This window comes from Pseudonocardia sp. ZF1 (genome assembly GCF_056835605.1).
Genome location: NZ_JAJNBY010000001.1, coordinates 2,269,310 through 2,290,458 on the forward strand (window position 1 = coordinate 2,269,310; position 21,149 = coordinate 2,290,458).

General features: G+C 73.9%; 18 protein-coding genes. 7 read left to right on the forward strand and 11 right to left on the reverse strand.

Features of this window, described 5'->3' with window-relative positions:
• Positions 1-2: 2 nt before the first annotated feature.
• Positions 3-212, reverse strand: coding sequence for a hypothetical protein (locus tag ZF1_RS11175; RefSeq protein WP_073573867.1), 210 nt, complete (start codon positions 210-212; stop codon positions 3-5).
• Between the two features lie 185 nt (positions 213-397).
• Here ZF1_RS11175 and ZF1_RS11180 point away from each other — a divergent pair, with 185 nt between their 5' ends.
• Positions 398-1,801 (forward strand): FAD-binding oxidoreductase, encoded by a 1,404-nt coding sequence (locus tag ZF1_RS11180; RefSeq protein ID WP_482637204.1) that lies wholly within the window; start codon positions 398-400, stop codon positions 1,799-1,801.
• A gap of 6 nt (positions 1,802-1,807) precedes the next feature.
• Here the strand turns inward: ZF1_RS11180 and ZF1_RS11185 are convergent, their stop codons facing one another.
• Entirely contained in the window at positions 1,808-2,320 is a 513-nt protein-coding gene (locus ZF1_RS11185; protein ID WP_482637205.1) for a hypothetical protein, read from the reverse strand.
• 70 nt (positions 2,321-2,390) lie between these two features.
• Positions 2,391-3,548, reverse strand: a complete 1,158-nt coding sequence (locus tag ZF1_RS11190; RefSeq protein ID WP_482637206.1) for a DUF418 domain-containing protein — start codon at positions 3,546-3,548, stop codon at positions 2,391-2,393.
• A gap of 99 nt (positions 3,549-3,647) precedes the next feature.
• On the opposite strand from ZF1_RS11190, the gene ZF1_RS11195 reads away from it, so the two are divergent.
• Positions 3,648-4,634, forward strand: coding sequence for a malate dehydrogenase (locus ZF1_RS11195; protein WP_405417885.1), 987 nt, complete (start codon positions 3,648-3,650; stop codon positions 4,632-4,634).
• Between the two features lie 186 nt (positions 4,635-4,820).
• Here ZF1_RS11195 and ZF1_RS11200 read toward each other — a convergent pair whose 3' ends face one another.
• The 5 genes from ZF1_RS11200 to treZ all read right to left on the reverse strand — a co-directional run bounded on the left by ZF1_RS11200 (position 4,821) and on the right by treZ (position 11,021).
• On the reverse strand, positions 4,821-5,900 hold the full coding sequence (locus ZF1_RS11200) for an ABC transporter ATP-binding protein (RefSeq protein WP_482637207.1): 1,080 nt from the start codon (positions 5,898-5,900) through the stop codon (positions 4,821-4,823).
• 15 nt (positions 5,901-5,915) lie between these two features.
• Positions 5,916-7,247 (reverse strand): ABC transporter substrate-binding protein, encoded by a 1,332-nt coding sequence (locus tag ZF1_RS11205; RefSeq protein WP_405417881.1) that lies wholly within the window; start codon positions 7,245-7,247, stop codon positions 5,916-5,918.
• Between the two features lie 46 nt (positions 7,248-7,293).
• Positions 7,294-8,169 (reverse strand): carbohydrate ABC transporter permease, encoded by an 876-nt coding sequence (locus ZF1_RS11210; protein ID WP_202416725.1) that lies wholly within the window; start codon positions 8,167-8,169, stop codon positions 7,294-7,296.
• A complete protein-coding gene (locus ZF1_RS11215) occupies positions 8,166-9,128 on the reverse strand; it encodes a carbohydrate ABC transporter permease (RefSeq protein ID WP_251786088.1) in 963 nt (320 codons plus the stop codon). The genes ZF1_RS11210 and ZF1_RS11215 overlap by 4 nt, the downstream gene beginning before the upstream one ends.
• 147 nt (positions 9,129-9,275) lie before the next feature.
• Positions 9,276-11,021 (reverse strand): malto-oligosyltrehalose trehalohydrolase, encoded by a 1,746-nt coding sequence (treZ, locus tag ZF1_RS11220; RefSeq protein WP_208820138.1) that lies wholly within the window; start codon positions 11,019-11,021, stop codon positions 9,276-9,278.
• 83 nt (positions 11,022-11,104) lie between these two features.
• Here treZ and ZF1_RS11225 point away from each other — a divergent pair, with 83 nt between their 5' ends.
• Entirely contained in the window at positions 11,105-11,617 is a 513-nt protein-coding gene (locus ZF1_RS11225; RefSeq protein ID WP_482637208.1) for a DUF5709 domain-containing protein, read from the forward strand.
• A 92-nt stretch (positions 11,618-11,709) separates the two neighbouring features.
• On the opposite strand, the gene treY is transcribed toward ZF1_RS11225, so the two are convergent.
• The 3 genes from treY to ZF1_RS11240 form a co-directional block, all read right to left on the reverse strand.
• The gene (gene treY / locus ZF1_RS11230) at positions 11,710-14,076 is read right to left on the reverse strand and encodes a malto-oligosyltrehalose synthase (protein ID WP_482637209.1); all 2,367 of its coding nucleotides are present in this window, start codon (positions 14,074-14,076) and stop codon (positions 11,710-11,712) included.
• A gap of 3 nt (positions 14,077-14,079) precedes the next feature.
• The gene (gene glgX, locus ZF1_RS11235) at positions 14,080-16,248 is read right to left on the reverse strand and encodes a glycogen debranching protein GlgX (RefSeq protein WP_482637210.1); all 2,169 of its coding nucleotides are present in this window, start codon (positions 16,246-16,248) and stop codon (positions 14,080-14,082) included.
• Positions 16,249-16,418: 170 nt separating this feature from the next.
• Entirely contained in the window at positions 16,419-16,886 is a 468-nt protein-coding gene (locus tag ZF1_RS11240; protein ID WP_482637211.1) for a PPOX class F420-dependent oxidoreductase, read from the reverse strand.
• Positions 16,887-16,965: 79 nt separating this feature from the next.
• Between ZF1_RS11240 and ZF1_RS11245 the strand changes: the two genes are divergently transcribed.
• The 4 genes from ZF1_RS11245 (at position 16,966) to ZF1_RS11260 (ending at position 21,132) form a co-directional block, all read left to right on the forward strand.
• Entirely contained in the window at positions 16,966-17,391 is a 426-nt protein-coding gene (locus tag ZF1_RS11245) for an HIT family protein (protein ID WP_062402348.1), read from the forward strand.
• Between the two features lie 4 nt (positions 17,392-17,395).
• Positions 17,396-17,992, forward strand: a complete 597-nt coding sequence (locus ZF1_RS11250) for a histidine phosphatase family protein (protein ID WP_482637212.1) — start codon at positions 17,396-17,398, stop codon at positions 17,990-17,992.
• 292 nt (positions 17,993-18,284) lie between these two features.
• Entirely contained in the window at positions 18,285-19,613 is a 1,329-nt protein-coding gene (locus tag ZF1_RS11255; protein ID WP_465876408.1) for an MFS transporter, read from the forward strand.
• Between the two features lie 199 nt (positions 19,614-19,812).
• Complete coding sequence (locus tag ZF1_RS11260; protein WP_482637213.1) at positions 19,813-21,132, forward strand: GGDEF domain-containing protein; 1,320 nt, start codon at positions 19,813-19,815, stop codon at positions 21,130-21,132.
• Positions 21,133-21,149: the final 17 nt, after the last annotated feature.

Consider the following 21,149-nt stretch of genomic DNA (forward strand, 5'->3'; position numbering starts at 1 on the left):
GGTCAGATCCGTTCGGGGGCCCGCCCGGCGTCGTCGACGACCTCCTCGCTCGCCGCCGGGGGACCGGCCTCGGCGCGGGCCTGCTCCGCCGCCTCGTCGGCCTCCTCCCGGGTGGCGTACTCGGTGAGGACCCCGCACCCGCAGTCGCAGCGCACCACCCACCGGTCGGCGACGTCGGCCATCATCAGCACCTGCGGGTCGTGACCGTCCACGGGGCCTCCTTCGGTGGCGTGACGGGCATCATTGCGCGCCGCAGCGACGTGCGCCATTCGTGGCGCGGGTCCGGTCCGCCGTCGTCAACCGTGACGAAATCCGGGTCGGGACCGTGACAGCGGCTGTGACGGGGGTCACGGTGGACCGCCGTCGTCCGTCGACCCGCAGATCCGGGGGAACCGCCATGACCGCCACCGTCGACCACGTCGCCCTCCTCCGCGCCCGGGTGCGGGGCCCCGTCCTCGGACCCGCCGACCCCGGCTACGACGCCGCGCGGCGGGTCTGGAACGCCGCGATCGACCAGCGACCTGCCGTCCTGGTCCGCTGCGCCGACGTGGAGGACGTCGTGACCGCCCTCGACCACGCCCGGACCTCCGGGCTGGAGGTCGCCGTCCGCGGTGGCGCACACAACTCCGCCGGGCACAGCGCGGGGGACGGCGCCCTGGTGATCGACCTGGGTGACCTCGACGCCGTCGTCGTCGACCCCGACGCCCGCCGGGTGCGGGTGGGCGGTGGCGCGTTGCTGAGCGGGATGGACGCCGCCACCCAGGAGCACGGGCTCGCGGTCCCGGCCGGCGAGATCGGGCACACCGGTGTCGGCGGGCTGACCCTCGGCGGTGGCATGGGCTGGCTGACCCGGCGGGCCGGGCTGACCGTCGACCACCTGGTGTCGGCGCAGGTCGTGCTCGCCGACGGCCGGGTCGTGCGGGCCGCCGCCGACGAGCACCCCGACCTGTTCTGGGCGCTGCGCGGCGGGGGCGGCAACTGCGGCATCGTCACCGAGTTCGAGTTCACGGCGGTACCGGTCGGCCCGCTCGTGTCGGTCGGGATGTTCTTCTGCGGCCTCGACGACGGGCCGGCCCTGCTGCGCGCCGCCCGCGACGCGATCGGGCGGCTGCCGTCGACGGTCGGGTTTCAGATCGTCGCCGTGAACGCACCGCCCGCCCCGTTCGTCCCGGAGGAGGTGCGCCTGCGTCCCGGATGGGCGGTGATGGTCGTCGGCACCACCGGAGCCGTCCCGGACCCGGACGCGGAGCAGGTGCACGACCTGCTCCGCGCGACGCTGCCGGACCGGCTGTTCGAGTTCTGCACCCCGATGCCCTGGACGGCGCTGCAGCAGATGTTCGACGAGCCCAACGGCTGGGGCGTGCACTGCTACGAGAAGGGCTGCTTCCTGCCGTCGCTGACCGACGCGGCCGTCGAGGACCTCGCCGCGCACGTCGCGCGGAAGGTCTCGCCGATGTCGGTCGTGCACCTGTACACCCTCGACGGCGCCTTCTCCGCCGTCGACGACGACGCGACCGCGTTCGGCGGCGGCCGCAGCCCGCGGCTCGGGCTGTTCGCGGTCGGGCTCACCACCGACCCGCAGGGCCTCGCCGCGGAGCGGGAGTGGGTCCGGGGCCTGGCCGCGGCGATGGCCCCGCACGCGCTCGGCGCCGGCGTGTACGTCAACTCGATGATGGGCGACGACGCCGGTCGGGTCCGCGCCACCTACGGCCCCAACTATGCACGGCTCGCTGCGGTCAAGGCGGTCTACGACCCGGACAACGTCTTCCACCGCAACGTCAACGTCCCTCCGGCGGGCTGATCCGGCTCACCAGCCGAGCAGGCCGACCAGGAACGCGTGGACCAGCCAGAACGGGGCGAACGCCAGGGCGACCAGCCCGCCGGGCCCCACGCCGCGCCGGGCCGGGAACACCAGTGCGACGGCGGCGAGCCCCCAGGGGACGAGCAGGGCGACGCCGCGCAGCGGCCAGGACGCGACCCCGGTGGCCAGCGCGAGCAGCAGTGCCACCGCGACCCAGCCGGCCGGCGCGGCCAGGCACCGGGGCAGCACCGCGGCCGGCCGCGGGAGCGCCGCCGGCCGGTCGGCGACCGCGGCCCGCTCGGGCTCGGTGCCCGGCGGGTACGGCGGCGCGCCGGGCAGCGGGGCGTGCGGCCCGACCTCCGCGGACCCGGACGGCAGCGGGTCCACCCCGGACCAGCCGGTCGCGCCCTGCCACGCGGGCGGCGGACCGTCCGGCCCGGAGCCCGGGACGGCGGCGCCGCCGTCCCGGCCGTCGTCCGCCCGGTCGCCGTGGGTGCCGTCGCCGCGGGTGCCGCTCATGCGGCGAGGGTAGCGAGGCGGGCCGCGGCCCCGCGGCCGTCGACGCCGGCCCGGGCGGACCGGCGCGGGGTCAGCGGGCCGCGGCGGGCGCGGGGCCGTAGGTCAGCCGCCGCAGCAGCACCTCCGCGGGCCCGCGCCGTCCGCGCTGCCGGGCCACCACCGCCGCGACGACGGTCAGCAGCCACACCCCGGCCCCGCAGAGCGTCGCCGCCCACAGCGGCAGACCGGCCCCCAGCCCCAGCGTCCACGCCGGGAACAGACCGACGAACACCACCGACTGCGCCAGGTACCCGCTCAGCGACCGTCGCCCGAGCGCCACCAGCGCGCCCGCGACCGGCCGGGTCGCCGACCCCCGGGCCACCACCAGCGCCGCGGCGGCCGCGTACCCGGCCCCGGCCGCGTAGCCGGTCACCGCGTGCAGCACCCCGACCACGAGCGCCACCGGCTCCGACGGCGCCCACACCCCGGCGGCGACCAGCCCCAGCGGCACGCCGCCCAAGACCCCGGCCCCGATCCCCGCGACGGCGACCCGGCGCAGCGCCCGCCGGTGCCGGGCCGGGGCGTCGAGCCACCCGGCGCGGGCGACGAGCACCCCCGCGACCGCCGCGCCCAGGAGCCCGACCGCGCTGATCAGCAGGTTGCCGAACAACCACTCGCCGAACCGCTCCACCGCCGCCGACAGCACGTCCGGCGCGACCAGCGACGGCGACGCCGACGCCGCGTCGGACCGGGTCAGCGCGACGGGGGCGTAGAGCAGCGCCAGCAGCGTCGTCGCGGCCACCCCGGTGAGCACCAGCACCGCGGTCGACCCACGGACCAGCACCGGTGCGAGGACCACCGCGATCAGCCCGTAGGCGGCGACGAAGTCCCCGTGCCACAGCAGCACCGCGTGCGCGGCTCCGACGGCGAACAGCGCCCCGCCCCGGCGACGCACCAGGGCCAGGACCTGGTCGGGCCCGGCACCGTCGCGGGCCGCACGGCGGGCGAGCCCGGCGATGCCGTAGCCGAACAGCAGCGCGAACAGCGGATAGGCCCGGCCGTCGACCAGGGTCAGCTGCGCCGCGGCGAGCCAGGCGTCGACGCCGGTCGGGTCGAGCGGGTAGGCACGCACCCCGATGCCGCGGTGGGTGACGAAGGTGTGGGCGTTCGCGACGGCGATCAGCAGCAGCGCCGCGCCGCGGGCCAGGTCCGGCGCCGGTGCACGACCGGTCACCGGGACGTCACGCATCACGCCCTACGCTACCGGCGGTGTGGTTCCCGCCACGCGTGGCGGTGGGTGTGCTCCCCGTCGCGGTACGCGGGCGCGATCAGGGCTAGGGTCCGTGGCGTGTCTGCTACCCCCGTTACCGTTACCGTCACCGGAGCCGCTGGCCAGATCGGTTACGCGCTGCTCTTCCGGATCGCCTCCGGGCAGCTGCTGGGGCCCGACACCCCGGTGAAGCTGAACCTGCTGGAGATCCCGCAGGCCGTGAAGGCCGCCGAGGGCACCGCGATGGAGCTCGACGACTGCGCCTTCCCGCTGCTGCGCGGCATCGACATCTTCGACGACGCGAACGCCGCGTTCTCCGGCACCAACGTCGCGCTGCTCGTCGGCGCCCGTCCCCGCAGCAAGGGGATGGAGCGGGGCGACCTGCTCGAGGCCAACGGCGGCATCTTCGGCCCGCAGGGCAAGGCGATCAACGCCGGTGCCGCGGACGACGTCCGCGTCCTGGTCGTCGGCAACCCGGCCAACACCAACGCCCTCATCGCCCAGGCCTCGGCGCCGGACGTCCCGGCGGACCGGTTCACCGCGATGACCCGCCTCGACCACAACCGCGCGCTGGCGCAGCTGTCGACGAAGCTCGGCGTCGGCCTCGACGAGATCAGCAAGCTCACGATCTGGGGCAACCACTCGGCCACCCAGTACCCGGACCTCTTCCACGCCGAGGTCGGCGGCAAGATCGCCGCCGAGCAGGTCGAGCGGGAGTGGCTGGAGAACGACTTCATCCCGACCGTCGCCAAGCGCGGTGCCGCGATCATCGAGGCCCGGGGCGCGTCCTCGGCCGCGTCGGCCGCGAACGCCGCCATCGACCACGTCCACGACTGGGTCAACGGCACCCCGGCCGGCGACTGGACCTCCGCCGCGATCCCGTCGGACGGCTCCTACGGCGTCCCCGAGGGCATCATCTCCTCGTTCCCGGTCACCTCCGAGAACGGCGAGTGGAAGATCGTCCAGGGCCTGGAGATCGACGAGTTCTCCCGCGGGAGGATCGACGCGAGCGTCGCGGAGCTGGTCGAGGAGCGCGACACCGTCGCCAAGCTCGGCCTCATCTGAGCCGACCGCACACGGACCGCGGCCCCGCACCCGTCACGGGTGCGGGGCCGCGGTGCGCTCACCGGTGATCGCCGATCCGCGCGGTGATCCGCGCCGCCCGCGCGTCCGGACACGCGCGCCGAGCGGATCACCACGCGGGCTGCGGATCACCACGCTGCGCGGCACGACCGGCGGCGGCAGGCCGGGTCACCCCAGGCGGGCGCCGGTGCCGCCGTCGAACAGGTGGGTGCGGTCCGGGTCGGGGACCAGCCGCAGCCGGGTCCCGCGCTCTGGCGGGGTGCGCGCGTCGACCCGGGCGACGAGCGTCGTCCCGGCCCCGTCGTGTCCCACGTCCTCGGTGAGGGTGCCGTAGACGTAGGCGTCGGCACCCAGCTCCTCGACGACGTCGACGGTCACCTCCAGCCCGTCCCCGGCACCGGCCGGGCGCAGGTCCTCCGGCCGGATCCCGACCGTGACCCTGCCCCACGACGAGGCCGGCACCGCGATCTGTGCCCCACCCAGGGCGACCTGCCCGGAGCCGTCCACCGGCACCGTCACCAGGTTCATCGCCGGCGACCCCACGAACCCGGCGACGAAGGCGTTCACCGGCCGCTCGTAGAGCTCCCGCGGGGTGGCGCACTGCTGCAGCACCCCGCCCGAGAGCACCGCGACGCGGTCGCCCATCGTCATCGCCTCCACCTGGTCGTGGGTGACGTAGACGGTGGTGACACCCAGGCGCCGCTGCAGCGACGCGATCTGGGTGCGGGTGGACACCCGCAGCTTCGCGTCCAGGTTGGACAGGGGCTCGTCCATGCAGAACACGGCGGGCTCGCGCACGATGGCCCGGCCCATCGCGACCCGCTGACGCTGCCCGCCCGACAGGGCACGCGGCTTGCGGTCCAGCAGCCCCTCCAGGTCGAGGATCTTGGCCGCCTCGGCGACGCGGCGGGCGATCTCGTCCTTCGGGCGGTCCGCGTTGGTCAGCGCGAAGCCCATGTTCGCGGCGACCGTCATGTGCGGGTAGAGCGCGTAGTTCTGGAACACCATCGCGATGTCGCGGTCCTTGGGCCGGACGTCGGTGACGTCGCGGTCGCCGATCCGGATGGCGCCGGCGTCGACGTCCTCCAGGCCCGCGAGCATCCGCAGCGACGTCGACTTCCCGCAGCCGGAGGGCCCGACGAGCACGAGGAACTCGCCGTCGGCGATCTCCAGGTCCAGCCCGTCGACGGCGGGGGTGTCCGACCCGGGGTAGATCCGCGTCGCCGAGTCGTAGGTGACCGTTGCCATGTCAGCGTCCCGCCATCAGATGTTGGGCTTCACGTCGGTGTCGAAGATCCGGGTCAGCGTGCCCTTGAGGGTGGTGAGCTCGCCCTGCACGTCGGCCCGCTGGTTGAGGATGTTGGCACAGGTCCGTGCGATCTCCTGGTCGGCGCCCGGGAAGAACGCGCGTGCCCGGTCCTGGGTGCGGGTCCGGTCGAGCTGGTCGATGGCGATCTTGCGCAGCGGGGTCTCGGCGAGCAGCGGGCCGGTGTCGGCCGAGGTCCGGAGCGGCAGGTAGCCGGTGGCCTGGGAGAACAGCACGGTGTTCTCCGGGCTGGTCAGGAACTTCGCGAACGCCGCCGCGGCGAGCTGGCGCTCCGGCGGGACCCCGGCCGGGATCCCGAGCCCCGCGCCGCCGGTCGGGCACACCGGCCCGGCGACCGGGCCCGCGGGCAGGAAGCCCGCGCCGACGTCGAACCGGGCCGCGTCGAGCACGGTGACCAGCGAGCCGGTGGAGCCGACCGTCGCCGAGACCGCCCCGGCCCCCAGGTCGGTGGTGCCGTCGGTGGCGGCGACGCCGGCCCAGCCCGAGGTCACCGCGTTCTGCAGGGCCGAGACCGCGCGGACCGCCTCGGGGGAGTCGCAGGTGACGTCCCACTCGTCCGACCACGCACCGCCCTCGCCCCAGAGGTTGTTCTGGAACGACCAGCCGGCGTAGTCGGCCAGGGCGGGGAGCTGGTACGCCTTCTGCGCACCGGTGCCCGCGGCCTGCAGCTTCGGCCCCCACTCGGCCATCTCGGCCCAGGTCGCGGGCGCGCGGTCGGGCAGGCCTGCCTTCTGCCAGTGCGCCTTGTTGTAGTAGAAGATCGGCGTCGAGCGGGCCCAGGGCAGCGCCCAGAGCTTGCCGTCGTAGCGGTAGTCCTCGATCAGCTGCTGCCGGTAGTCGGCGGTGTCGATGCCGGTCGCGGCGATCAGCGGGTCCATCGGCACGATGGAGCGCTGCATGTAGTAGCGGAACCACCAGACGTCGGAGAGCACGACGAGGTCGGGCAGCTGGGAGCCGCCGCCGGCCTGTGCGGTCTGGAAGCGCTGCGCGATCTCCTCGTAGTTCGCGCCCGCGGTCACCAGGTTGACCTTCGTGCCCGGGTTGGCCCGCTGGTAGGCGTCGATGATCTGGCGCGACACCTTCTCCGAGCTGCCCGGGTTGTTCGTCCACCAGGTGATCTCCTTCGCCGGCTGCACGCCGGAGTAGTCGACCTCCGGGACGTCGGCGGGCCCGCCGCCGCTGGTGGACGGGCCACCGCAGGCGGCCAGCGCCGCGGCGGCGCCGGTGATGCCGGCGAACTTCAGGAATCCGCGACGGTCGAGATGCATGGCAGCTGGCGTCCTTTCGGGGTGGGAGGAGGAGCGGGGAGCGGTCTCAGTCCTTGACCGCACCCTGGGTCAGCCCGGCGATGATGTGGCGCTGCAGCGCGATGAAGACGATCAGGACCGGCACGATGACGGCGACCGACCCGGCCATGAGCTGGCCGTAGGCCGCGGCCCGGTTGTCCACGTTGGCCAGCAGGGTGAGCCCGACCGGCAGCGTCATCATCTCCGGCTTCGAGATGATCACGAGCGGCCAGAGGTAGTCGTTCCACTCGTAGACGATGGTGATCAGCGCGACGGTGGCGACGGTCGGCGCGGACACCGGCAGGACGACCCGGGTGAGCCGGCGCCAGTGCCCGGCGCCGTCGAGCTCCGCGGCCTCGAGCAGGCTCGGCGGCAGCGTGCGGAAGTGCTGGCGCAGCAGGAACGTGCCGAACGCCGTCCCGAGACCGGGCAGGATGATGCCCCAGTAGGTGTCCGCGCCACCGAGCGCGGTGATCAGCGTGTAGTTCGGCAGCAGCGCCACCTGCGGCGGCACCATCAGCGTCACCAGCAGCCCGGCGAAGATCCAGTTCTTGAACGGGAAGCGGACGAACACCAGCCCGTAGGCGGTGAACACGGCCAGCGCCACCTTGAGCGCGGCACCGACCGCGGTGACCAGTACCGAATTGAGGAACACCCGGCCGAACGGCAGGCGCTCGGCGACGGTGGAGTAGTTCTCCGTCGTCGGCGCGGCGGGCAGCAGCGCCGGGGTCTGGGTGATGATCTCGGTCAGCGGTTTGAACGACGACAGCGTCATCCACAGCAGCGGGAACAGCACGACGAGCACGGCGACCAGCAGCGGGACGTAGGCGCTGGTCACGACCTCGAACAGGGCCCGCGGCGACAGCGCGCGGGACGACCGGGGCTCCGGAGCGGTGGTGGTCATGCGTAGTGCACCCGCCGTTCCATCCACCGCAGCTGGACCAGGGTGAAGACCACCAGCACCACGAACAGCACCGTCGACACCGCCGCCGAGTAGCCGGCCCGGTTGCTCGACCCGAACGCCTGCAGGTAGGCCTCGTAGATCAGCGTGGTCGTGCCCTGGCCGAGCGGGGTCATGATCCGGATCAGGTCGAAGGCCTGCAGCGAGTTCAGCGCGCTGGTCACGACCAGGAAGAACGTGACCGGTGAGAGCAGCGGCAGCACCACCCGGAAGAACGTCCGCGTCGACGACGCCCCGTCCAGCGCCGCGGCCTCCAGGAGGTCCTTCGGGATCGACTGCAGGCCCGCCAGGTAGATCACCGCGGCGTAGCCCATGTTCTTCCAGACGTAGACGATGCAGATCATCGCCAGCGACATCGACGGGTCGTTGAAGAAGTCCGGTGCGGTCCCGCCGAAGGCCCGCACGACCGCTCCGAGCACCCCGATCGACGGGTCGAACACGAACAGCCACACCAGCCCGACACCGACCCCGGACAGCACGTACGGGGAGAACACCGCGGCCCGCGCGACGCCGGTCCCCGGCACCCGCCGGTTGAGCGCCAGCGCGATCAGCAGACCCAGCACCATCGACCCGCCGACGGTCACGACGGTGAACACCAGCGTCGTCCAGACGATCTCCGCCGACGACGGCGAGGTCAGGAACGTGACGTAGTTCCCGAGCCCCACGAACGTCGCCGACGGTGACCCGAGGGTCCAGTTCAGCAGCGAGTACCGGACGTTCTCGATGACCGGGCGGTAGGCGAAGGCGACGATCAGCGCGGCGTTGGGCAGCACCAGGGCGAGGAACACCCAGAAGTCGTGCCGGTCCCGGGCGGTGAAGCGTCGCCGTCGCCGCGGCGGGGGGTGCGAGGTCGTACCCGGCGCCGTCGGCGTCGAGGCGGACCGGGTGGGGGTGGACGTCACGTGACCTCACGTCTGTCGCAGGGGCGAACGCGGGATCGCACCGTCGCGACCTCGCAGACCCTCGCAGTCTCGTGTGGCCCGGCGGTGTCACGTGTCCGGCGAACAGGTGAACGAGGGCACTCGGACGGGTGACGCGAGAGGCTCTCGCTACTCCGCCACGCGGCAGATGGCGAATGCCTCCGCCGGAACGGTGAACGAGGAGCCGTCACTCGTCGTCGGCTCGGACGCCAGGAGGATCCGGGTGATCTCCGACCCGAGCGACAGCGTCACCGGCTCCGGACCGAGGTTCACCACCACCCGCATCCGCCCGCGGGCGACGACGAGCGTGCGCGCCTGCTCGTGGACGTCGACGCCGATCCGGTCCAGCCACGGGTCCGACAGCTCCGGCCAGGCGCGGCGCAGCGCGATGAGCTCGCGGTGCATCCGCAGCAGCGTCGCGTGCGGCTCCTGCTCGGGCTCGGACCAGTCGAGCCGGGAGTCGGTGAAGGTGGACTCGGCGTTCGGGTCGGGCACCTCGGCGGCGTCGTCCCAGCCGTGGTCGGCGAACTCGGCGCGACGGCCGTCGCGGACGGCCTTCTGCAGGCCCGGGTCGCCGAAGCGGGAGAAGAACTGCCACGGCGTCCGCGCGCCCCACTCCTCGCCCATGAACAGCATCGGGGTGAACCCGGAGGTGAACAGCAGCGCCGCGCCGCAGGCCAGCAGACCGGGGGACAGCGTGTGGGTGAGCCGGTCGCCGGTGGCGCGGTTGCCGATCTGGTCGTGGTTCTGCAGGTAGGTGACCAGCCGCGAGCCGGGGATGCGGGCGGTGTCGATCGGGGCGCCGTGGCTGCGCCGCCGGAACGACGACCAGGTGCCCTCGTGCAGGAACCCGCGGGTGAGCACGTGCGCGAGCCCGTCGAGGCCCGCCTCGGCGAAGTCGCCGTAGTAGCCCTGGGACTCGCCGGTGAGCACGGTGTGCAGGCAGTGGTGGACGTCGTCGGCCCACTGGGCGTCGAGGCCGTGGCCGCCGCCCTCCCGGGCGGTGATCATCCTCGGGTCGTTGAGGTCGGACTCGGCGATCAGCGACAGCGGGCGGCCGACGTGTGCCTCCAGCGCGGTCACCTCGACGGCGAGCTGCTCCAGCACGTGCTGGGCGCGGGTGTCGCGCAGCGCGTGGACGGCGTCGATGCGCAGTCCGTCGACGTGGAAGTCGCGCAGCCACATCAGCGCGTTGTCGATCATGTAGCGGCGGACCTCGTCGGAGCCCGCGGCGTCGAGGTTCAGCGACGGGCCCCAGATGTTGGAGCCGGCGAAGTACGGTCCGAACCGGTCGAGGTAGGCCCCGGACGGCCCGAGGTGGTTGTAGACGACGTCGAGGACCACGCCCAGGCCGCGCGCGTGGCAGGCGTCGACGAAGCGCTTGAAGGCGTCGGGGCCGCCGTAGTTCTCGGTGACGGCGTACCAGCCGACGCCGTCGTAGCCCCAGTTCACCGGGCCGTCGACGGCGTTGACCGGCAGCACCTCGACCAGGTCGATCCCGAGCGAGACCAGGTGGTCGAGCCGGCCGATCGCGGAGTCGAACGTGCCGCCGTCGGTGAAGGTGCCGATGTGGCACTCGTAGAGCACCGACCCGGCCAGCGCGCGGCCGGTCCAGGTGTCGTCGGTCCACCAGAACGCGTCGTGGTCGTAGACGCGGGAGCGCTCGTGCACCCCCTTCGGCTGCCAGCGGGAGCGGGGGTCGGGCAGCGGCGTGGCGTCGTCGTCGAGCAGGAACGCGTAGTCGGTCCCGTGCCCGTGGTCGGGCTGGTCCGTGTGCCACCAGCCCCCCGGGGCGGGGTCGAGCGCGATCCGCTGCTCACCCACCAGCACGCTGACGCGGTTCCTGTCGGGGGCCCACACGGCGAACTCCGTCACGGACGACGATCCTTCCGCACCCGGTGGGGTCCGCGCGCGCCCGGTGGGGGGTGGGCCGGGTCACGCGCCGCTAGGCTGCCCCGATGAGCGACCCCGACGCAGGCGACGACCTCGACCAGGACGCGCAGCTCCAACCCGAGGACACCCTGGAGTACGGCGGCGTGGCCGACGTGCTGGACGAGGGCTACTCGCCGCCCGAGCGGCCCTGGAACGACCGCGACGACGAGACACTCGACGAGCGCCTCGCCGACGAGGAGCCCGACACCTGGGCGTCCGAGCTCGACGCGACCGCCGACGCGGAGGACCGCGACGACGCCCGGTCGGCCGGGGTGGTCGGCGACCCGGACTCCCGCGAGGACTTCTCCGACGTCGACGACGCCACCGGCGACCTGCTCGGGGACGCCCCGGGCACCGACGGCGAGCTGCTCGCCGACGACGAGGTGGGCGACCGCCGCGCCGGGCGCCTCACGATCGACCACGCGAGCGTCGACGGCAGCGACGGCGGCGAGAAGGAGCTGGTGGCGGGCGACGCCGGGATCGACGGGGCGGGCGCGTCGGCCGAGGAGGCCGCCGTGCACGTCGTCGACGAGCCCTGACCCCCGCCACGGGTGCCCCCAGGGGAACCTTCGTGGCGTAGAGCGCTACGAAGGTTCCCCTGGGGACCGCCCGGAGGGTGGGCGGTGCCGGGTCAGGCCGGGCGCACCAGCAGCGCGACCGGGTAGCGCGAGAGCAGGTCCGACAGGGCGGGTGCGGGACCGTCCACCGGGCGGTTCGCGATCATGTCGTGCCAGTCGTCGAAGCCGCCGGGCAGCGGCAGCCGGGTGTCGCCCCACCCGCCGCGGCGGGCCAGCCCCTCGGGCAGCCGGGTCGCGACGGCGACGAGCGCGCCCCCGCCGCGGGAGAACGCGACGGCGTGCTCCGCCGCGGTGCCCTGGGCGTCGACCCGGCCGTAGCCGCTGAACAGCTCGGTGCGGAACCGCCGCAGCCGCGCCGTCGCCGAGGTGACCAGCAGCTTCGCCGCACCGCCTCCGTCGACCGGCGGCTGCTCGCCGGCGTCGAGACGATCCAGGATCGCGCGCCGGGCGTCCCAGTCGACCGGGCGCCGGTTGTCCGGGTCGACCAGCGAGTACTCGAACAGCTCGGTGCCCTGGTAGACGTCCGGCACGCCGGGCCCGGCCATCTGCAGCAGCTTCTGGGACAGCGAGTTCGACCAGCCGGGCTCGGCGATCTCCGCGACGAAGGCCTCGATCTCTGCGACGAGCTCGGCGTCGGCGAGGACCTGCTCCGGCCAGGCCGCGACCGCCTCGTCGACCTCGGCGACGGCGTCGATGTGCGAGGTCACCAGCTTGGCCTCCTTGGAGGCCTTGCCGAGGTAGCCCGCGAGCCGGTCGGCCGGGATCGGCCACGCCCCGACCAGCGACTGCCAGGCCAGCAGCTCGAGCGACCGGTCCGGCAGCGGGTGGCGCACCGACCACTCGCGGACCTTCGCCGCCCACGACGCGGGACGCTCGGCGAGCACGGCGAGCCGCGCCCGGACGTCCTCGGAGCGCTTCGTGTCGTGCGTGGACAGCGAGGTCATGGTGCGCGACCGACCGGCCTCCCGGCGGGCGAGCCCGGTGTGGAACTCCTCGGGCGTCACCCCGAACCGGGCCGGGTCGCCCCCGACCTCGTTCAGCGCGACGAGCCGGTTGTACCGGTAGAAGGCGGTGTCCTCGACGCCCTTCGCGGTGACCATCCCGGAGGTCTGCTGCAGCCGGGTCGCGTAGTCCGACCCGGGCTCGCGGACCAGCCCGGAGTGCAGCGCACCCAGCACCGCGGCCAGGTCGGGGCGACGGGTGCGCGCCACCGCGACCGCGGTGTCGGCGGCCGCCCGGCCCTCGGTGATCTCCGGGGTGAGGTAGGAGCGGTAGACCGGGAACCCGCACAGCAGCTCGGCGACCGCGTCGTGCAGGTCCTCGGCGGCGACGTCGGCCAGGTCGAGCCCGGTGGTTCCGGAGTCGGCGCCGGGTCCCGCGCGGAAGGCGTCGGCGATCCGGCGCACCTCCGCGACCAGGATCTCCCGGACGACGAGGTGGCGGCCGTCGTCCTCGACGGCGTGCGCGGAGCGCTTCTCCCCGGTGTGCTCGGCGGCGAACTGGGTGAGCAGCCCCGCCCCGTCCGGGTCGACGAGCACCCCGCAGACCTCGCGCAGCGCCTCGTAGCCGGTGGTGCCGTCGACCGGCCAGGAGATCGGGAGCTCCTCGCCGACCCCGAGGATCTTCTCGACGAGCAGCCACCGGCCCGGGCCGAGCTCGGCGCGCAGCCGGCGCGCGTAGCCGCCCGGGTCGGACAGGCCGTCGGGGTGGTCCACCCGCAGCCCGACGACGGTGTCGTCGGAGCGCACGATGTCGAGCACCGTGCGGTGGGCGTCGGCGAACACCGCAGGGTCCTCGACCCGGACCGCTGCGAGGTCGCTGACGTCGAAGAACCGCCGGTAGGTCAGCTCCGCGGCGCCGCGCCGCCAGGACACCAGCCGGTAGTGCTGGCGGTCGTGCACCTCCTGCGCGGTGCCCTCGCCGGTCCCGGGCGCGACCGGGAAGCGGTGCTCGTAGTAACGCAGCTCGCCGTCGGTCACCGACAGCTCGGTGAGCGCCTTCTCCTCGTCGGCGTCGAGCACCGGCAGCAGGATCGGCCCGGCGCCCCAGTCGACGTCGAAGTGCCCCGCCCAGCGCGACGCCTCGCCGTGCGTGAGCACGTCCCACCACCACGGGTTCTCCGCGGGTTTCGCGACGCCGACGTGGTTGGGGACGATGTCGATCAGCATCGTCAGCCCGTGCTCGCGCAGCGTCGCGAGCAGCGACCGCAGCCCCTGCTCACCACCGCGCTCGCCCGACACCCGGGTCGGGTCGGTCACGTCGTAGCCGTGGGTGGATCCGGCCGTGGACTCCAGCAGCGGCGAGGCGTAGAGCGCCCCGATCCCCAGCCGGTCCAGGTAGCCGGTCAGCGCGGCGGCGTCGGCGAAGGTCTGGTCGGCCGACAGCTGCAGCCGGTAGGTCGATCCCGGAAGGCGGGTCACGCCTCAGCCCTTCGATCGCAGGACGAGCAGGGAACGGGCGGGCAGGGTCAGGACCGAGCCCGCGGACACCGGGTCGAGGTCGGTCCCGGTGACGCCGGCGGCGTTCGGCGGGTGCACCTCGCCCGCGTGGGTGTCGACGACGATCTCCCACGCCTGCCCGAACTCGGCGGGCGGCAGCGTGGTGTCGATGTCCTCCCAGAAGGAGTTGAAGCACAGCAGGAACGAGTCGTCGACGATCCGCTGGCCGCGCTGGTCGACGTCGGCGATCTGGCTGCCGTTGAGGAACACGACCACCGAGCGGCCCAGGTCGTTGTCCCAGTCCTCCTCGGTCATCTCCCGCCCGGCCGGGGTGAACCAGCCGATGTCGGCGACGTCCTCGCTGGTGGAGGACCGGCCGATCGGGCGGCCCGCGAAGAACCGGCGCCGGCGGAACACCGGGTGCGCGTGCCGCAGCGCGGCGACGCCCGCGGTGAAGGTGGTCAGCTCGTCGTGCTTGCCCGCGAGCTCCCAGTCCTGCCAGGCGATCTCGTTGTCCTGGCAGTAGACGTTGTTGTTGCCGCCCTGGGTGCGCCCGGCCTCGTCGCCGTGCAGCAGCATCGGGGTGCCCTGGGAGAGCAGCAGCGTCGCCAGGAAGTTGCGCTGCTGGCGGGCCCGCAGCTCGACGACGGTCTCGTCGTCGGTGGGACCCTCGACGCCGCAGTTCCAGGACCGGTTGTGGCTCTCGCCGTCGTTGCCGTCCTCGCCGTTGGCCTCGTTGTGCTTCTCGTTGTAGGACACGAGGTCGGCCAGGGTGAACCCGTCGTGCGCGGTCACGAAGTTGATCGAGGCGTAGGGACGGCGGCCGTCGCCCTGGTAGAGGTCCGAGCTGCCGGTGATCCGGGACGCGAACTCACCGAGCGTGCCGGCCTCGCCGCGCCAGAAGTCGCGCACCGTGTCCCGGTACTTGCCGTTCCACTCGGTCCACAGCGGCGGGAAGTTGCCGACCTGGTAGCCCCCGGGCCCGACGTCCCACGGCTCGGCGATCAGCTTGACCTGCGAGATCACCGGGTCCTGCTGGACGAGGTCGAAGAAGGTCGAGAGCCGGTCGACGTCGTAGAACTCGCGGGCCAGGGTCGAGGCGAGGTCGAAGCGGAAGCCGTCGACGTGCATCTCGGTCACCCAGTACCGCAGCGAGTCCATGATCAGCTGCAGGGTGTGCGGGTTGCGGACGTTGAGCGAGTTCCCGGTGCCGGTGTAGTCCATGTAGTAGCGCGCGTCGTCGTCGACCAGCCGGTAGTAGGCGTGGTTGTCGATGCCGCGCATGGACAGCGTGGGACCCATGTCCGAACCCTCGGCGGTGTGGTTGTAGACCACGTCGAGGATGACCTCGATGCCCGCGTCGTGCAGGTCGCGCACCATCGCCTTGAACTCCGCGACCTGCGACCCGGACCGGACCGAGCCCGCCGAGTAGGCGTGGTGCGGGGCCAGGAAGCCGATCGTGTTGTAGCCCCAGTAGTTCGACAGGCCCTTCTCGGTGAGGTGGTGGTCCTGCACGAACTCGTGCACCGGCATGAGCTCGACGGCGGTGATCCCGAGCCGCTTGTAGTGCTCGATCATCGCCGGGTGCGCGACACCGGAGTAGGTGCCGCGCAGGTCCTCCTCGACGTCCGGGTGCCGGATCGTCAGGCCCTTGACGTGCGCCTCGTAGACGACGGTCTCGTTGTAGGGGATCTTCGGCGGGCGGTCCGAGCCCCAGTCGAAGTAGGGGTTGACCACGACCGACTTCGGCACGTGCGGCGCCGAGTCGGTGTCGTTGCGCGAGTCCGGGTCGCCGAAGTTGTAGCCGAACACGGCCTCGTCCCAGTCGACCGGGCCGTCGAGGGCCTTGGCGTAGGGGTCGATGACCAGCTTGTTCGGGTTGCAGCGCAGACCCTGGGCGGGGTCGTAGGGGCCGTGCACCCGGTAGCCGTAGCGCTGGCCGGGCTCGACGCCGGGCAGGTAGCCGTGCCAGACGAAGCCGTCGACCTCGGTCAGTGCCACCCGGGTCTCGGCGAGCCCGCCGGGGGCTCCCGGGTCGGGCTCGAACAGGCACAGCTCCACGCCCTCGGCGACCTCGGAGAACAGGGCGAAGTTGGTGCCGGTGCCGTCGTAGCTGGCACCCAACGGGTAGGCGTGCCCGGGCCAGGCCTGCATGGTCTGCGTCCTCTCGTCGCGCGCCCCGGCCGCAGACCGGGGGCACGCTCACACTGTGTCGGGCGGGCACCGTTGCCGCATGGTGGGCGGGGCCGTCAGCGGTCCACGCCACATCACCCCCGAGTCCCGCAGCAGCTGCGGACGGGGGCGGTCGATCGTCCCAGGAACGGTCAGGAGTCGGCGAGCCGGGCGGGGAAGCCGCCGGTGGCGACCGGGCTCCACCGGGCCGGGGTGATGCGGATCAGGGCCTTCCCCTGGTCGGACATGGCGCGGCGGTACTCGTCCCAGTCCGGGTGCTCGCCGGAGACGGCACGGAAGTAGTCGACCAGCGGCTCGAGCGCGTCCGGCAGCGTGAGGAGCTCGGCGTCGCCCTCGACCTGCACCCAGGCGCCGTCGAACTCGTCGCTCAGCACGACGACCGCGGCCCGGCCGGCCTTCGCGACGTTGGCCGACTTGGCGCGCTCGGGGTAGGTGGCGATCACGATGCGTCCGTCGTCGTCGACGCCGCCGGTGACCGGGGAGGCCTGCACACCGCCGTCGGAACGGGTGGTCATCAGCACCATGTGGTGCCGGGGACGGATGAACTCGAGCAGCTCGTCCCGGTCGACGCGGTCGTTGCGGGCGATGGTGCGGGGCATGCCCGGAATCCTAGGGCGGCCGGGGGCCCCGCGCCCGCCGTTCCTCACCCCGCGCCGCGGGCCACTAGGGTCCGGATCCGTGGCCACCGTCTTCACGAAGATCATCAACGGCGAGATCCCGGGCCGGTTCGTCTGGGCCGACGAGCAGTGCGTCGGGTTCCTGTCGATCAACCCGCTCGGCCCGGGGCACACGCTCGTCGTGCCGCGCGCGGAGATCGACCAGTGGGTCGACGCCGACGCCGGGCTCGTCGCCCACCTCACCGAGGTGTCGCGGACCGTCGGGCTCGCGGTGCGTGAGATCTGGTCGCCGCCGCGGGTCGGTCTGCTGGTCGCCGGGTTCGAGGTGCCCCATCTGCACGTCCACGTGTTCCCGGCCTGGGACATGCGGGCCTTCGACTTCGCGAACGCGGCCGCCACCGTCGACGGCGCCGAGCAGGACGGGCACGCCGAGGCCCTGCGCACGGCGCTGCGGGCCGCCGGGCACGACGCGCACGTCCCGGGCTGAGCGGGTGCACCTGCTGCTCGTCCGGCACGCGCTGCCCGAGGCCGTCGAGCACGACGACGGCACCCACGCCGACCCGGGCCTCGCGCCGCAGGGCCGGGACCAGGCCGCCCGGCTGGTCGACGCGCTGGCCGGCACCCCGGTCGACGCGCTGCACACCAGCACGATGCTCCGCGCGGTCCAGACCGCCGAGCCGCTCGCGCGCGAGCGCGGTCTCACCCCGCACACTCGCTCCGACCTGCGCGAGTACGACGCCGAACGGTCGCTCTACGTGCCGGTCGCCCGGATGGCGCAGGCCGACCCGGCGGCGTGGGAGCGGATGCGGGCCGGGCACCTGCCCGAGCACGTCGACGGCGCCGCGTTCCGGGCCCGGGTGTGCGCCGGGATCGAGGAGGTCGTCGCGGCCAATCCGGGGCGGGCGACGGTGGTCGTCGTCGCGCACGCGGGCGTGGTCAACGCCTATCTCGCCGAGGTGCTGGGTATCGGCCGGGACCTGCCGTTCCCGCTGGACTACGTCGGGATCTCGCGGGTGGTGTGCGCCCGTGACGGGATGCGCAAGGTCCGGACGGTGAACGAGACGGCCCACGTCGCGGACCTGCTCTGATCCCGGTGCGGACCGTTGCGTGACGGTCACGTCGACCGCTTGCCGTCGACCGTTTGCCGTCGACGACGGCAAACGTCAGGGACCTGTGACGCCGCTCATACGCCGTTCGCCGCCGTCGTTGCGCCGCCCGGCTTCACGCGGATCATCGGGGGCGACGACCGGGCGGGGGGTACCTAGGCTCGACGGGAACTCCTGCCCGCCGCCGACGCCGAGGTGGTAGGCCCCGTGCCGAGGTCGGGTGCCGGGTCCGCAGCGGGCCACCCACGCCGGACTCCGAAGGGACCCCACGCCGATGGTCGAGCGCGGCGGCTCCGGGACGCGAGGCGACGAGCCTCACGACCCCGATCCCGCCGCCGGCGTCCGCGGACCCTTCTCCGTCCCGGACTTCCGCGCGCTGTGGACCGCGGAGGTCCTGTCGGTCGCCGGCGACCAGGTCGCGCGGGTCGCGCTGACCGTCCTGGTCCTGAGCGAGACCGGCTCGGTCGCGTGGTCGGCAGGGGTCTACGCGCTGACCTTCCTGCCCGCTCTGCTCGGCGGGCTGCTGCTCGGCCACCTCGCCGACCGGTGGCCGCGTCGCCGGCTGCTGATCGGGACCGACCTGGTCCGGGCCGGTCTCGTCGTCGCCATGGCCGTGCCCGGTCCCGGACTGCCGGTCCTGGGGGCGCTGCTGGTGCTGGTCGTCCTGCTGGGCGGACCGCACACCGCGGCCCGCTCGGCCCTGCTGCCCGACCTGCTGTCCGGCGACCTGCTCGCCCGCGGTCTGGCGCTGCGCCAGGTCTCGGTGCAGGTGGCGCAGGTGGCGGGCTTCGCGGGGGGCGGTCTGCTCGTCGCGACGCTGACCCCGCGCGGCGCGCTGTTGGTCGACGCCGCGACGTTCGTCGGCTCGGCGGTGCTCGTCGCCCTCGGTGTCCGGTCCCGGCACGCGGCGGTCGCGGCCGGACCGTCGGCGGCGACGGCCGCGGCGATCGCGGCGGCGCCGGGGCCCGGGTCGGCGACGCGCCGGGCGGCCCGGTCCGGCGCCTGGTGGCGGTCGGCGCTGGCCGGCCTGCCGGTCGTGTTCGGTCACCCCCGGCGGCGCTCGCTGGCCCTCATGGCCTGGATGCTCGGTATCTTCGTGCTGCCCGAGGCCCTGGCGGCGGCCTACGCCGTCGCGCTCGGGGCGGGCCCGGCGGCGACCGGGCTGCTGATGGCGGCCGACCCGGCGGGCAGCGCGGTCGGGGCCCTGGTCGTCGCCTACGTGCTGCCGGCCCGGCTGCGTGAGCGCGGCCTGGTCCCGCTGGCCGTCGGGGCGGCGCTGCCGCTCGCACTGACGCCGCTGGCGGCGGGCCTGTGGCAGGCGGTCGCACTCTGGGCGGTCTCGGGAGCCTGCGCCACGGCCTGCCTGATCGCGGCCCAGTCGGGCTTCGCGCGGGCCACGCCGAGCGCGGTCCGCGGGAGTGCCGTGGGCGTCGCCGCGTCGGGTCTCGTGGCGACCCAGGGGGTCGCGGTCCTCGCCGGCGGGATACTGGCCGAGTGGACCGCTCCGGCGACGGCGCTCGGTGTGTTCGGTGCGGTGGGGATCGTGCTCGCCCTCGGTGCGTTCCGGATGCTCCGGTCGGCCGGTCCGGGGGCGGTCGCATGACCCCGGCACGCGTCGTTCCCGGTGATCACCAGCCTCGGTTGCGCACGACGTCACCTCCTGTCGTCCGGTATGGCGTCACCGCCGCCTGTTCCGTCACTCATCGTGACGAATTGACGCCCATTGTACCCGTTCGGGTGACATCGACGGTGCCGGACGACGGCGATGTGCCGATCGGTCCCGTCCTTTCGGGTAGGTGTCCGTGACCGGGATCCGGAGTGGTGACCCCGAACGTCCCCGCTGGCCCTTCCGCGGCCTGCCGGCGCGGGTGCTCGCCGTGCTGGTGCTCGTCGAGCTCACCGCCGTGATGCTCGTCGCGGCCGACGTGGCCCGGCTGCCGTGGGACCGCGACACCGGCCTGCTGGCGCTGGGCGCACTCGGTCTGGCGGCGCTCGGCGCGGTGCACACCGAGTTGGCGATCGGCATCGAGCGGGTGCGCCGGCGGGTCGCACACGTCTCCTACTTCGACCTGTCGACGGTCTGGACCTTCGCGGCCGCGCTGCTGCTGCCGCCGGGGGTGGCGGGCCTGGTGGTCGTGGCCGTCTACGGCCACCTGTGGTGGCGGGTCTGGCGTCCCGCCGGGGCGCAGTTGTACCGGCACGCCTACACCACCGCGACCGTCGTGCTCGCCGCGATGGCCGCCTCGGCCCTCGTCCCGTCCGAGTCGCTCACCGCCGCCGCGGGGGTCGGTGGCGGGAGCCGGGTGGTCGGCTACCTGTCGCTGCTGCTGGCCATGGCGGTCTACGGACTGGTCAACCAGCTGCTCGTCGCGACCGCACTGGCACTGTCCTCGCCGCACCGCCCCGACTGGCGACGTCTGGTGGGGGACTGGGACGACCACGTGCTGGAGGGGGCGACGCTGTGTCTGGCGGTACTGGCCGCGCTCGCCGTGCAGCGCCAGGTGCTGCTCGTACTGCTGGTCCTCCCGCCGCTGCTGGTGCTGCACCGGGCGGTACTGATCCGGCAGCTGGAGGAGCGGGCGAACACCGACGCCAAGACCAACCTGCTGACCGCCGTCGCGTGGCGGGGCCGGGCGCACCGGGCGCTCGCCCGGGCGCGGCGCCAGCGCGGCGCCGTCGCGGTGCTGATCCTCGACCTGGACCACTTCAAGGCCGTCAACGACGGCTACGGCCACCTCGCCGGTGACGAGGTGCTCTCCGCCGTCGCCGGGACGCTGAAGGCCCAGGTCCGCGAGGTCGACCCGGTCGGGCGCTTCGGCGGGGAGGAGTTCGTCGTCCTCCTGGCCGGGCTGCCGGTGGGGCCGGAGGGGCGCGAGCTCGCCCACAACGCGGCCGAGCGCATCCGGCGGACCGTCCGGTCGCTGGCCGTGCACGTCGACGGCCCGGGCGGCGGCATCACCATCTGCGACCTGTCGGTGTCGGTCGGGGTCGCGGTGACCGGCGGCGACGGCGAGTCCCTCGACGAGCTGCTGCAGGTCGCCGACCACGCCCTCTACGCGGCCAAGCGGGCCGGCCGCGACCAGGTCCGGACCGGGCGCGACGGGAGCGTCCCCGGCCGCTGACCCCGGGCTACCGGGTC

What these genes read in the sequence shown, in the direction of transcription:
- ZF1_RS11180 (WP_482637204.1), top strand. Translation starts at nt 398, where the DNA reads ATGACCGCCACCGTCGACCACGTCGCCCTCCTCCGCGCCCGGGTGCGG.
- ZF1_RS11185 (WP_482637205.1), bottom strand. Translation starts at nt 2,320, where the DNA reads ATGAGCGGCACCCGCGGCGACGGCACCCACGGCGACCGGGCGGACGAC.
- ZF1_RS11190 (WP_482637206.1), bottom strand. Translation starts at nt 3,548, where the DNA reads ATGCGTGACGTCCCGGTGACCGGTCGTGCACCGGCGCCGGACCTGGCC.
- ZF1_RS11200 (WP_482637207.1), bottom strand. Translation starts at nt 5,900, where the DNA reads ATGGCAACGGTCACCTACGACTCGGCGACGCGGATCTACCCCGGGTCG.
- ZF1_RS11205 (WP_405417881.1), bottom strand. Translation starts at nt 7,247, where the DNA reads ATGCATCTCGACCGTCGCGGATTCCTGAAGTTCGCCGGCATCACCGGC.
- ZF1_RS11210 (WP_202416725.1), bottom strand. Translation starts at nt 8,169, where the DNA reads ATGACCACCACCGCTCCGGAGCCCCGGTCGTCCCGCGCGCTGTCGCCG.
- ZF1_RS11225 (WP_482637208.1), top strand. Translation starts at nt 11,105, where the DNA reads ATGAGCGACCCCGACGCAGGCGACGACCTCGACCAGGACGCGCAGCTC.
- glgX (WP_482637210.1), bottom strand. Translation starts at nt 16,248, where the DNA reads ATGCAGGCCTGGCCCGGGCACGCCTACCCGTTGGGTGCCAGCTACGAC.
- ZF1_RS11240 (WP_482637211.1), bottom strand. Translation starts at nt 16,886, where the DNA reads ATGCCCCGCACCATCGCCCGCAACGACCGCGTCGACCGGGACGAGCTG.
- ZF1_RS11255 (WP_465876408.1), top strand. Translation starts at nt 18,285, where the DNA reads ATGGTCGAGCGCGGCGGCTCCGGGACGCGAGGCGACGAGCCTCACGAC.